Raw genomic sequence first — 13,078 nt, 5'->3', positions numbered from 1 at the left:
CAGGATAAACGCTGAAAGCATCTAAGCGTGAAACCTGCCTCAAGATGAGTTTACTTTTAAGGGCCGTCAGAGACTATGACGTTGATAGGCTACAGGTGTAAAGGTGGTAACATCAAAGCCGAGTAGTACTAATTGCCCGTAAGCTTTAATTTTTTTTTAGATCTCTTCTAACAGTTTTTTCCAATATGTTAACTTATTGGGCCTGTTTTAAGCCCTCCTTTTGGGAGGGTTTGGGTGGGCCGACCTTTTTATGGTGGTTATACCAAGGGTGTTCACCTCTTCCCATACCGAACAGAGAAGTTAAGCCCCTTATGGCCGATGGTACTGCACCACAATGCGGGAGAGTAGGTAGCTGCCATTCTTATTGAGCGCCTCACAGTAATGTGAGGCGCTTTTTTTTGCGGTATAATATATAACCTGTGGTATGGATGAATGAGTGTATGGATGATGTTGAGCAGAGCCGCCGGCCGGTTTAACCCGCCACCCGGATGTCAAAGGTCGCTCAGGAGCACCAGAAACAGTTATTCGAAACTCCAGATCCCCCCGTTTTTTTTGCAAACTAAATAAATCCCTTCAATGCTTCAAAGCCAGTATCTTTGCAGCCTAATTTTTTTAATCTCCAGCTAGTGAAGTTTACAGAATTTGGATTTGATGAACGCCTGATGGAAGGCATTGATGCCTCCAATTACCAACAGGCAACCCCCGTACAGGAGCAGGTGATACCGCATATCCTGGCAGGGAAAGATGTACTGGCCTTTGCCCAAACGGGTACGGGCAAAACTGCAGCCTTTCTGTTGCCGCTGATCAACCGGTTACTGACCGGTCCGGCGGCTGGCGCAGATGGTATCAAGGCTATGGTGATCGTACCCACCCGGGAACTGGCGGTACAGATCGCGCAGCACCTGGATGGCCTTTCTTATTTTACAGATGTAAGCTCCGTTGCGGTTTATGGGGGCGGTGACGGGAATAATTTTATAGCCGAAAAAAGGGCTTTAACAGCTGGGGCCGACATTGTGATCTGTACGCCGGGTAAAATGATGGCCCATTTAAAAATGGGGTATGTAAAACTCGACCGGTTGCAGTGTCTGGTGTTGGATGAAGCCGACCGTATGCTGGATATGGGTTTTTACGGAGATATTATGTTCATTGTGAATCATCTGCCCAAGCAGCGTCAGAACCTGCTGTTTTCAGCTACGATGCCGCCAGAGATAAAAAAAATGGCACAGAGCATTTTGCATAACCCGGTAGAGATAAGCATTGCTATGAGCAAACCGCCGGCGAAGATCGTACAGCAGGCCTACATGGTATATGATGAGCAAAAAATTCCGTTGATTCAACACCTGCTGGCTGCAAAAAAGTATAAGGCGGTATTGATCTTCTGCAGCAGCAAGCTCAATGTTAAGCAATTGACCCGAGACCTCCGGCGGAAGGGTATTAAGGCCGGGGAAATTCATAGCGACCTGGAACAGGAGCAACGCGATGATGTACTGATACAATATAAAAGTGGCCGCCTGCCGGTGCTGGTGGCTACGGATATTTTAAGCCGGGGAATTGACATTGATCATATTGACCTCATCATCAACTTTGATGTGCCACGTGCCGGGGAAGACTATGTGCACCGTATTGGCCGTACCGCCCGCGCAGAAGCAGAAGGTAGTGCATTTACCCTGGTGAATCAAAAGGACCAGCGCAAGTTTATGGCCATTGAAAAACTGATTGGCCGTGAAGTGGATAAAATGACCCTGCCCGAGCACCTGGGGAAACAACCGGTATATAATACAGCGCGACCCAAACGTGCTGGTAGTCCACCTAAGAAATACTATAAGAAAAAAGGTGATCGTCATCGATAAACGTACATTTTTTACAGCCCTTGTTTTACAGGGGCTTTTTTATGTCATTTAAGAAGTGCTATCCTGCAGATGACAGAACGCGTGTTTTGAAAAGATCACCCGCTTTTGAGTTAGCGGTACCAATGCTTAAAGGTTTCAAATCTATGATTGTGAGAGGGCATGATAATTACTTTTATATAATGCACCAACGCAATAAAAACCTGGTCGGTTCGGCCTGGAACTGTTTGTTTGAAGCGTATTGCACAAAAAAATAGTCCCCTGTGGAAACAGGGGACGCAACCAAAACTAACTGCTTATGAGAAAATTGACTAACTTAATTCAACTTTTGAAGGCCTAAACTGATCAACTCCACCTGCCTGATTGCCGCAATATTCTATCAGTTTAAGAGATTTATTATAATACAAGGATGATGCCAAAATATTTTCCATAATGGCATCATATAAAACAAATACTGCAATCTTGCTGAATTATAGATGTTTAAACATTCATATGATAATAAAACCATAAATATGAAGTATCTTTAGTATCCCTCAAACCTCTAAACGGATCTTTATGAATCAATCCATTCCACAAAACGAATACAATTTATTGACGTATGCGGCATATACGCGGTTAAAAAAGGCCGGTGATGCCAGCTGGACCCTTCTTTCAAAAGAAGACCAGGAGCTGGCTGCACTATGGATACTGGAGCGGGATATGCATAATGGCGGCTTTCTCCGGTTCATTGGAGACGCCGGTGATCAATGCCTTTCATATGCCATGCGGGCACTGAAAAAAGTGGAAGCGAAAGAATGTCTGAAAGCGCTAAACAAATTAATTGGAGTGATTGAATCCTTAAGAGGAATGCTGATACCCGTGCACGCAACCGATATCGTGGCTTACCTCACAGACGAAGAACGCGTGTCTATCGATTCCCATAATTTGAGTTACCGGATACATTCGAATCACCTGAATGAAAAAATATTCCGGGAATACAGTCAGCATGCTGTTGAAAAATAGCGGCTAAAAAAGATAAAACGATTCCCGGCCTTATAAAAAGCACTTGCGAAATAAAGCCTGGATCTATAAATAGCGGTGTATGATGAGCACCCTGTTTGGTATGCCAATGCGGCATCATATTTGGATTATGGTTCCTGGAAAGAAGCTGCCGGGTAGCCGGTCCTTATAAATGATTTTTTAACCAATAAAATAGTTCACTATGAGAAGTTTATTATGGTTAATTGCTGTTGTTTGCATCGTTGTATGGATATTGGGATTAATTGGTGTTGGCGGAGGAATGGGTCTGGGAAACCTGATACATATTCTCCTTGTAATTGCGATCATTGTTGTATTGTATAATATCATTTCCGGGCGTAAACCGGTTGATTAAATGAACGGCTGACAGCTGCATTGCTGATACCTCTGAAGTTTGCTGCCGGACGTGGAAAAACCTCCTCAAATTGCAGGGTTTCCTTTTTTCACCTGCCCGCGAAATGCCACAGATGCAACGTCCTTAAATATAAAACACTGAAAGGAAAGCAGCCGGATACAGGACCTGCTTCAGTTTCCGCAGCCCTTTAATGATTACCAGGCGTGAAGCTGCCTGCCGGGCATGATCATTGATGCTTTAGGCCGGATGACGGCATGTGCTTATGCCCGTTTAATTTTTCAAAATATATAAAGCAATGAACATTCTTAGTGTGGCAGCGCACCCGGATGACACAGAAATACTATGTGCCGGTACGCTGATCCGATATGCCGGGGAAGGACACCGGGTGGTGATCGCCGTTTTTACGGATGGAAGTGTAGGCGACCTGGTGATTCAGCCGGAAGAGATGGGTGCTATCCGGAAAAAAGAAGCACAGGCATCCGCAGATCTGATCGGGGCGGAACTGATCTGGCCGGCAATTGCGGATGAACATGTTTTTCCCGATCCGCATCAGCGGCGTGTTATGGTTGATCTGTTACGTGAAGCTGATCCGGATGTGATCTTTACACATGCGCCCAATGATTATCATCCGGACCACCGGTATGTAAGTCAGCTGGTGTTTGATGCATATTCTCAAAAAGGATTGCCGTTTATTGACCATCAGTCACTGCCACCCTGCCGGTTGGAGGCATCGCAGATCTATTATATGGATACGGTTTGTGGAATCGATTTTATGCCCTCAGAATATGTAGATATAACGGAGGTGTTTGACATTAAGAAGAAGATGCTGCGTTGCCATAAGAGCCAGGTTGAGGATATGAAAAAGCAGGCCGATACGGATATGCTGGAGCTCATGGAAACACAATCAAAATTCAGGGGACTCGCAGCCGGTTGCAAGTATGCAGAAGGTTTCAGACGGCTGGAGGCCTATCAACGGGGGCTAACACGGCGGGTACTGCCCTAATCCGATTTGTGCTTCGGTCAGCCACGGCATCACTACCCGGCAAAAGCCTGGGCTGGCCCTGATGCAGGGTATTGAGTTACTACCCGTAAATATTCACCGGGATATGGGGAATATGCGTTAAATAAATATCTTTATCGGGGTTCCGACAGCAACCCGGGAAGATGTCTTTAACGAGCGATGCCATACCGGATGATTTTGAAGGTCTGTTTAAAAAATGGAGCAGACCGGTTTATGCCTATGCCTGGCAATTTACCAAATCGGCTTACCTGGCAGAAGAAACTGTACAGCGTGTTTTCTTTAAACTCTGGAAAAATCTTAAGGCCGGCAAAGCGGGTATTCCCGTTGAAGCACAGATCCGCTGTATCAGCCGGTCGGTGATCATAGATCTCCTGCGCGAGCGAAGCCGCAGGAGCAACCTGCATGCTGCTGCCCAGGATACAGAAACTGTGGCCAATGCTACGGAAGAATCCTTCAGCGCAAAGGAATTGCTGGCGCGGGTAGAGGCCCAGGTGGCGGCTATGCCCGAAATGCGCAGAAAGATTTTTACCATGAGCCGTTTTGAAGAATTGTCGCACCGTGAAATTGCAGAACGGCTTTCCCTGTCTGTGAAAACCGTGGAAAATCATATATCCCTCGCTTTAAAAACACTAAAAAAGACCCTTACCGCTTTTATAATTATTTTTTTCACCTGACTGGGGGATACCGCAATTCCATTCGTATTTTATAAGAATGGAAGTTTCAAAAGACCTGTTACAACGTTTTTTTAGCGGAGCATGCAGCTCCGGGGAGCGGCGTTTGATCCGGCAGCTGCTGCGCCGGGAGCCGGAAAAGCTTGCGGCCTTACTGGACGATTTCCGGTGGGAGGAGAACGCGCCGGATATACAGGCTCCCGGTTATGATGAAAAGCAATTATATGCATCATTCGTGCAACAAATAAACCGTTATGAGCAACGGCAGCGCCATACCCGCTATTTATGGTATGGTGCAGTAGCGGCGGCAGTAATCGGCATCGTCTTTTTTGTGCGGCTGTTCACAAACCCAACCCAGGCACCGAAGCCGGAACTGGCGCAAAAAACGCCGAAGGAAACGCCTTCTTCTTCAATGCGCTATTACAGGAATACGGGCCAGGAGTTGCAGCAGATAAAAGCTTCAGATGGCTCAGCGCTGGTATTGTACCCCGGCTCTGAGATCCGTTTTCCTGAAAGCTTTGAAGGACGCAACAGCAGGGACTTTTGGTTAAAAGGCAAAGCAAAATTTACCGTTGCAAAAAATAAAGCCCGTCCGTTTAATGTATACTCAAAAAACCTGGTCACCACTGCGCTGGGTACTGTTTTTATAGTGGATGAATCAGACGGTAATACACGTACCCGGATCCGGTTGCTGGAAGGGAAAATTAAAATAACAGGGGGAGAGAAGGAAACAGAAAACCCGGTACACCTGGAGCTGACCCCTGGCAGGGCAATAGAAATCAACCCGGTTAGTCAGCAAATTTTATCAGCATCTAAAGACACCCAGACGGATTTTGACCGTGGGGAGTATTTCCAGGATGACGGTACCTCGATCACGTTTAAAAATATGGCCCTGGAAAAAGTGACACAAATTCTTGAGAACAATTATCACTTGCGGCTGCAGGCGCCGGCAGAACAATTGGCAAACCGTTTTTACAGCGGAACCTTTAAAAAGTCGGACCGGGTTTATGAAGAAGTTATACGGGAGATAAATGATTTACACAAGATAAATATCCAGATATCTAAACAATAAAATCCATCAATTGAAATTTCGAGTTATGAGAAGATTATCAGCATGGGAACGGCTGCTGCAGCCAATAACATGGTTTAAGGCAAAAGGCCGGCGGCTTCCCGTTGTAGGACGTGTTTCCGGAGTCTTGTTGCTCTTATGTGTTCAGGTTGCCTTATTTGGGCAGAACACGGCCTCCATTAACGGAGTGGTAAGAGATGAGGGCAACCAGCCCCTGGAAGGTGTAACGGTTGTATTGTCAAATGCGGCAAACGGCTTTAATAAGAGCACGGCAACCGATGCCGGCGGTAACTTTTTAATTGCTGCTGTTCCGCAAGGCACCGGCTATAGCATCAACTTCAGCTCTGTTGGATTTAAGCCCAAACAGCTTACGGGATACAATGTTGCGGCAAACGACCGGCTGGCTGTTACCGTATCGCTGGAAACAGACCGGGCACAGCTTAGTGAAGTGGTGGTTACAGCGTTGGGCATTAAGCGCGAAAAGCGGGCACTGGGCTATACCGTGGCGGAGTTAAAAGGAGATGAACTCACACAGGGAAAAGAAGCCAATGTATCGAATGCCTTATCCGGCAAAGTATCCGGCGTACAGGTTTCACGGGCCGCCTCCGGTGCCGGTGGATCGGCTAAAGTGGTGATCCGCGGTAATAATTCCCTTATCGGAAATAGCCAGCCCCTGTATGTGGTGGATGGTGTACCGATCGATAACCAGAATATTGGTGCTGCCAGTCAAACAGGCGGAACCGATTATGGCGATGGCATCGGGAACATAAACCCGGATGATATTGAAACCATGTCGGTACTGAAAGGCCCCAACGCCGCAGCGCTTTATGGCCAGCGGGGAAGCAATGGCGTTATTTTAATTACCACCAAATCCGGTAAGGCGGGCAAGATCAATGTGAACTATAACTTTGACTATTCCGTAGGCAATGCGTTGGTGCTGCCCGATTTTCAGAACGAATATGCACAGGGACTCAATGGTGATTTCACCCATTTCCGTAAATCGGATGGCACCATCGTTTCCATGGCCGATGCCCGGGCCAATAATTACCAGGGTATACCCAAAATGAGCGCGGGGCGCGATCGTACTACCCGTGCATCCTGGGGCGTGCGAATGGATGGCCAGACCTATGAAGATCAATACGGTCATGTGCTGCAGCTAATCCCCCAGCCGGATACATACGGCAGTTTTTTTCAACCTGAAAAACAAATGGTCAATAACCTGAGCGTGGATGGTGGCAGTGAAAAGATCAATTACCGGTTTTCATTTGCCAACACCAATGTCAATGGCTATATCCCCACCAACGATCTGAACCGGAATAATTTCGGACTCCGGACACAGGCAAAACTCTGGCCGGGCGTAACGCTCGATGGAAAACTGAGTTATATCATGCAGAAAGCGCAGAACAGGCCCACGCTTTCAGATGCGGCCGATAACCCTGCCTACCTGCTGATCAGTCAGCCCAGAAGCCTGGGTAACTCCATCATGTCGAACTATAAATGGACCGATGAGGAAGTGGCAAAACAGCTTGGTTTTTCAGGAGTATATGCCGGACTGGAAAAGACCTATGCTACCAACAGTTCTACCGGAAATCCGTTCTGGACGATTAACGAAAACCATAATGAAGATCGCAGGGATCGCATCATTGGTATGTTAAGACTTACCTATGATGTATTGCCCTGGTTAAAGTTAATGGCAACCGGTGGTACCGATTTTTATACGGACCAGCGCCTCCGTTACCGGCCCATCAATACGTACCAGAGTTTAAGTAAAAAAGGCGATATCCGGGAAGAGGTGATCCGTGTACGGGAAAATAATTTTGATTTCCTGGCCAGCTCTAATGTTTCACTGGGAACAGATATGAACCTGGGGGTAAACCTGGGCGCCAGTCATCAAAGCCGTTTCCTGCGGCTTACCGGTAACACGGGTAATTCCTTCATTGTACCCAACCTGTATGTGATCAATAATACCACTACCAATTCTTACCTGTTTGACTTAAGCCAATCCCAGATCAATTCGGCGTATATGTCCGGCCAGTTTGGGTTCAGAAATTACTGGTTCATCGATTTCTCTGCCCGTAACGACTGGTCATCTACCTTGTCTAAACAAAACAATTCCTTTTTCTATCCTTCGATCAGTTCAAGTTTAATTTTATCGGACCTGGTGGACATTAAATCTGATGTGCTTTCATTTGTAAAACTAAGAGCTTCCTGGGCGCAGGCCGGCAGTTCGGGCAATCCCTACCAGTTAACGGGTACCTATAGCCTCAACCAGTATACGCACGGTGGTGTACCTATGGCTTCTTATACCGATGTGATCCCGGATTGGAACCTGATGAACGAGCTGACCACTTCCATTGAGGCGGGCGCTGAGCTGCGGTTTCTTAAAAACAGGCTGGGGGTATCCTTCACCTATTACCAGGCCAGTACGATGAACCAGATCCTGGATGTGCCCATTGCCCCTTCCAGCCTGTACACCAAAAACCGCATCAATGCCGGTGAGATCAGTAATAAAGGGATTGAGTTTGTGTTAACCGCAACGCCGGTGCGCAGCGCTTCCGGGTTTGAATGGAATACGGTCTTTAACTTCAACCGCAACCGGAACAAAGTAGAATCCTTATACCCGGGCGTAGAAACTTTTTTACTGGCAACGGATCGCGGCATTAATGTGGTGGCAGAGGTTGGCAAACCGTTTGGACAATTGATCGGTACACAGTTCGCCTGGATCAAAGACGCCGGTGGTAATCGCCTTATTGACCCGGCTACCGGGCTTCCGCTCCGCAGCAGCGGCCGCGTGGAGACCGAACTGGGCAATGCGCAACCCGATTGGCTGGGAGGCTTTGGCAATACCTTAAAGTATAAGGGTTTTAGCTTGTATGCATTGGTAGACATCCGCCAGGGTGGTGTCATTTTTTCACAGTCGAACCGGGAGGAGATCATCTATGGGGTCACCAATAAAACCGTTCCCGGAAGGGATGGATCCTATATTGCTGATGGATATATTGCGGAGAAGGATGGGAACGGCAACTGGGTAAACAGCGGACAGAAGAATAATATTCCCGTAAAAGCGCAGGACTACTGGAATATGGTAGCCAGCGATAAAGAAGTGATGGTGTCGGAGGAAATGATCAATGATATGAGCTATGTGGCCATGCGCGAGATCAGTCTTTCTTACCAGTTGCCCAAAAACTGGTTGCCCGCACGGGTTATAAAATCCGCAAAGCTGGGTGTTTACGGACGCAACCTGTTTTATTTTCAACGCAAGACGGATGGCTTCTCTCCGGAAACCGCCGCGTTTAATGTAAACAATTCCTCCATAGGTATTGAGTCTACCTCATTGCCAATGATGCGCAACCTCGGTATTAACTTATCCCTTGCATTTTAAATCTTGAACAATCATGAAAAAGCGATTATTATATATACACATCATTGCTGGTCTTGCACTGGGTACAACCATGGGGGCCTGTACAAAAGATTTTGAAAAGATCAATACACCACCAACCTCTGTTGTTTCCGTAGATCCGGGGCTGCTCTTTGCACGGATTGTACGCGACGGTACGTTCCAGGAATCGGGTGAGCTGCCCAATACCAAGATGGGCTCCTGGGTACAGCATTGGGCGGGCGGACCGGTGGTGCCGGTTTCCAGGTATTATGAAGGACCCGAAGACCTGATATGGGCGCAGCATTATGCGTTGCTACGTAATATTACCCGCATTAAGAAAGAACTGGCCGGGTTAGAAAATGATCCTGCCGGACGCTCGAAATTGGCCATTGCAGAACTGTATGAAGTATACCTGTACCAGCGTTTAACTGATCTGTTTGGCGACATTCCCTTTTCAGAAGTAACCCAATCTGATGCAGCTATCAACCGTACGCCGAAGTTTGATAAGCAGGAAGACATTTATCCTTTGCTGATCCAGCGGCTGGATGCCGCACTGGCAAAGCTTACTGCGGGCGACCAGTCTTACGGCAGTGCCGATTTCTTTTATAACGGAAGCATTGACAAATGGAAAAAGTTTGGCAATTCGCTCAAACTCAGGCTGGGGCTGCGTATGCGCTATGCCAACGCTACATTGGCTCAGCAAACGGTGCAGGCGGCCATGACCTCTTCCATTGGGCTCCTGGCAGGGAATGCAGACAATGCGGCCGTGCCCACGTACAACAACGCCCAGGCCGAAAATTATAATCCCATTTTAAGACAGTTTGTTACCGGTTCCACAGATCTGCGTTACCTGGCCAATACGCTGGTCGACAAATTAAAGAGTTACAATGATCCCCGGCTGCCCCTGTTAGCGCAGCCTGTAACCATCAACGGCAACCAGGTGTACCAGGGCATTGGTGTGGCGCTTACGGATAACCAGTTATCACAACTGATCCGCGCCAATTATTCTACGGCCAGTCGCAACACGTATTTTAGTCAGACCTTTGCGCCCATACCCAGCTATGCGCTGACTTATTCCGACATTTGTTTTTACAAAGCGGAAGCAGCATTGCTGGGCTGGGGTGCCAACAATGCAGATGCCTATGGGTTCTTTTACGAAGGCGTAAAAGCGGCCTTTGCCCTTGCTCCGTACAATATCAATACCCTGCCTGCGGATTATGTGAATACGGTATTGAGTTTCGACGGGCTGACGGACGCCCAGAAGATGGAAAAGATTGCCACTCAAAAATGGATTCATTTGTTTGGCCGCAATATGGAAGCTTTTGCAGAATGGCGCCGTACCGGGTACCCGGTACTGACACCCGGACCTAACCCTGGTTCCACAAACGGGCAGATTCCCCGGAGGGGCATTTACTCATCCGACGAGGCGCAGTTAAACAATGCGCATTATAAAGAAGCCGTGGGCCGCATGCAGAACGGTGATTCCTTTTTATCCCGGGTTTGGTGGGATAAGAAACCGTAGGGGGACTAATAAAACGATTTCAATAATTGATATAACCGGCTTCCGTATGTTCTATGCGGGAGCCGGTTTTTTTTACATCCCATGGCTGTATCTGTGAGGAAAAAGAAACCGGGATAATTATAACTCAGGAGATCTGTTTTTTAAACAGGGTTACGGATTTTCCGATATTTGTACCGGTTAGGCGGAAATAATTGAAGCGGTTTCAATTTTCCCCTAGGCAATGAGACGTCTAACTTTCCCGCTGATTTGGGCAGATTCAATGCGGAAAAAATTGGCGTAAATCTGCGGGGCATACCATCGCACCCTAAAAGTTTAAACAACTTTATTATCTTTACCCTAGAGATTCCAAATATCAATGATGAATTTGCCAGATTCGGATCTACTTGTGCAATTAAAGGAAGGTGACCATACGGCCTTTTCCCGGCTTTATTTCCGTTATGCTACTATTGTATACCGGCGGATACAGGGCCTGGTAAAGGTGCATGAGCATTGCGAGGAGCTGGTGCAGGAGGTGTTTTTACAATTTTGGCAAAACCGGCATACCATCAGCGAGGAAGTGCCCGTACAGGCGGTGCTGTTCCGCATAGCCAAAAGCACTACCATTAATTTTTACCGGAAGGCTATCCGGGAAGAACGCTATAAACAATTGCTGATCCGCTCCGCTACCGCCAATTATGACCCGGTGGGCGAGCATATGAGCTTTTTAGAAACCAGTACCATTCTCAACGCGATCATTGATAAACTGCCGCCGCAGCGTAAAAAAGTATTCCTGCTTATAAAAATGGAAGGCAAAACCTATGAAGAAGCAGCCCGGGAAACCGATGTTTCGCTGGGTACCATTAAGGATCATATGGCCAAATCGATGCGCACCATCCGCCAGGAACTCACCAACTATAAAACCATTCCACCGCTTTGTCTGTTGCTGGTAACCATCTGGTGCGAATAAGTACGACTGCCCTGCCGGAATTTTTTTTTCAGACGAGCATAGACTTTTTTCTTTTCAATTGAATATATAATAAACGCACTCTATTGAACGCGGAAATCGAACAACTCTACCAACGGTTCCTCCGGGGCAATTGCTCCCGGGAAGAGGCGGAATTGCTGCTGAGCTATTTTGAAACCGGCGAGGGCGATGCGGAGCTGCAGGAGCTGATTTCCGGGCATTTTAACCAACCGGTAACGGATGCAGATGCCGGCCCGGTTCCGGACTTTGATGCCAACAAGGTGCACCGGCAACTGATGCAACAGATCCGTACCCGGCGCAGGGTGTATCTGAAAAGGGTAGCAGTAGCGGCTTCGGTATTGCTGGTAGTGTTAAGCGGCGTCTTTTTAATACGTACGTACCGTCATTCAAACAATGCCCCGTTGGCCGTACAGCAAACGGGCATTGCTCCCGGTGGCAATAAGGCCACGCTGATCCTGTCTACCGGCAAAAGCCTGGCACTGAGTGAAAAGAAAACGGGGATCCGTGTAGATACCGGTGGCATGCAGTATGAAGACGGACAAACACTGGCGGCCAGGGGCAGCGCTTCCTTTGCCACCCTGCAAATACCCCGGGGCGGACAGTACCGCATAGTACTGCCGGACGGAACAAAAGTGTGGCTGAATGCAGAATCGGCCCTTACCTACCCGATGCAGTTTAATGAAAAGGAACGGCAGGTGGAGCTAAAAGGGGAAGCCTATTTTGAAGTGGCCAAAAATGCGGCCTGGCCCTTTGTGGTAAAGCTGCAAACCGGCGATGTAACAGTGAAAGGGACCCGGTTTAATGTACAGGCCTATGCACAGGATCCGGGGGCAAAGGTAACCCTGGCAGAAGGTGCGGTGGAGGTGGCCAATACCGCGGAAAAACGGCTGCTGCGGCCCAACCAGGAAGCCTCCCTGCAACAGGGAGCGGCTATAACGGTAAGAGCAGTAAATGCAGAGCAGGCCCTGGCCTGGGTAGATGGTTATTTCTTGTTTGATAATATGAGCCTGCGGCAGATGTTGCAGCCGATTGCCCGGTGGTACGATGTGGATGTGCGCATACAGGCCCACCTGAGCGAACAGGCGTTTTGGGTGCGCTACACCCGGTCAAAAGGCTTAAAAGAATTGCTTGATTATTTGAAAGAGTTTGAACATTTCAACTATAGTATAAAGGGAAGAACATTGCTGATAACAGATTAGCAGGAAGACGAAGTTTCTGTTACCGGAACAGCAT

10 protein-coding genes and 2 rRNA genes are annotated in these 13,078 nt (G+C 47.8%); all 12 read left to right on the top strand.

Going from position 1 to position 13,078, the window contains the following annotated elements:
- Positions 1-153 (top strand): 23S ribosomal RNA (locus tag Q1V85_RS16715); the annotation flags it as partial.
- Positions 154-249: 96 nt separating this feature from the next.
- Positions 250-361: ribosomal RNA gene (rrf, locus tag Q1V85_RS16710) — 5S ribosomal RNA — on the top strand.
- A gap of 265 nt (positions 362-626) precedes the next feature.
- Positions 627-1,850 (top strand): DEAD/DEAH box helicase, encoded by a 1,224-nt coding sequence (locus Q1V85_RS16705; protein WP_300601651.1) that lies wholly within the window; start codon positions 627-629, stop codon positions 1,848-1,850.
- A 552-nt stretch (positions 1,851-2,402) separates the two neighbouring features.
- Positions 2,403-2,849 (top strand): DUF4375 domain-containing protein, encoded by a 447-nt coding sequence (locus Q1V85_RS16700; protein WP_300601650.1) that lies wholly within the window; start codon positions 2,403-2,405, stop codon positions 2,847-2,849.
- A gap of 199 nt (positions 2,850-3,048) precedes the next feature.
- Positions 3,049-3,219, top strand: coding sequence for a lmo0937 family membrane protein (locus Q1V85_RS16695; RefSeq protein ID WP_235553771.1), 171 nt, complete (start codon positions 3,049-3,051; stop codon positions 3,217-3,219).
- Between the two features lie 295 nt (positions 3,220-3,514).
- Positions 3,515-4,222 carry a PIG-L deacetylase family protein gene (locus Q1V85_RS16690; RefSeq protein ID WP_300601649.1) on the top strand — a complete coding sequence of 236 codons (708 nt, stop codon included), beginning with the start codon at positions 3,515-3,517 and terminating at the stop codon, positions 4,220-4,222.
- 161 nt (positions 4,223-4,383) lie between these two features.
- Complete coding sequence (locus tag Q1V85_RS16685) at positions 4,384-4,914, top strand: sigma-70 family RNA polymerase sigma factor (protein ID WP_300601648.1); 531 nt, start codon at positions 4,384-4,386, stop codon at positions 4,912-4,914.
- Positions 4,915-4,951: 37 nt separating this feature from the next.
- Positions 4,952-5,983 carry a FecR family protein gene (locus Q1V85_RS16680; protein ID WP_300601647.1) on the top strand — a complete coding sequence of 344 codons (1,032 nt, stop codon included), beginning with the start codon at positions 4,952-4,954 and terminating at the stop codon, positions 5,981-5,983.
- A gap of 25 nt (positions 5,984-6,008) precedes the next feature.
- Positions 6,009-9,362 (top strand): SusC/RagA family TonB-linked outer membrane protein, encoded by a 3,354-nt coding sequence (locus tag Q1V85_RS16675; protein WP_300601646.1) that lies wholly within the window; start codon positions 6,009-6,011, stop codon positions 9,360-9,362.
- 13 nt (positions 9,363-9,375) lie between these two features.
- Positions 9,376-10,881, top strand: a complete 1,506-nt coding sequence (locus tag Q1V85_RS16670; protein WP_300601645.1) for a SusD/RagB family nutrient-binding outer membrane lipoprotein — start codon at positions 9,376-9,378, stop codon at positions 10,879-10,881.
- A 355-nt stretch (positions 10,882-11,236) separates the two neighbouring features.
- Positions 11,237-11,827: a sigma-70 family RNA polymerase sigma factor gene (locus Q1V85_RS16665; protein WP_300601644.1), complete on the top strand. Its 591-nt coding sequence runs from the start codon at positions 11,237-11,239 to the stop codon at positions 11,825-11,827.
- A gap of 83 nt (positions 11,828-11,910) precedes the next feature.
- Positions 11,911-13,044, top strand: coding sequence for a FecR family protein (locus Q1V85_RS16660; protein WP_300601643.1), 1,134 nt, complete (start codon positions 11,911-11,913; stop codon positions 13,042-13,044).
- Positions 13,045-13,078 lie beyond the last annotated feature (34 nt).

It is taken from the genome of Niabella sp. (assembly GCF_030150205.1).
Lineage (GTDB): Bacteria > Bacteroidota > Bacteroidia > Chitinophagales > Chitinophagaceae > Niabella.
Note: the sequence above shows the minus strand (reverse complement) of the source record. Positions and strands in the feature narration are given on the sequence as shown.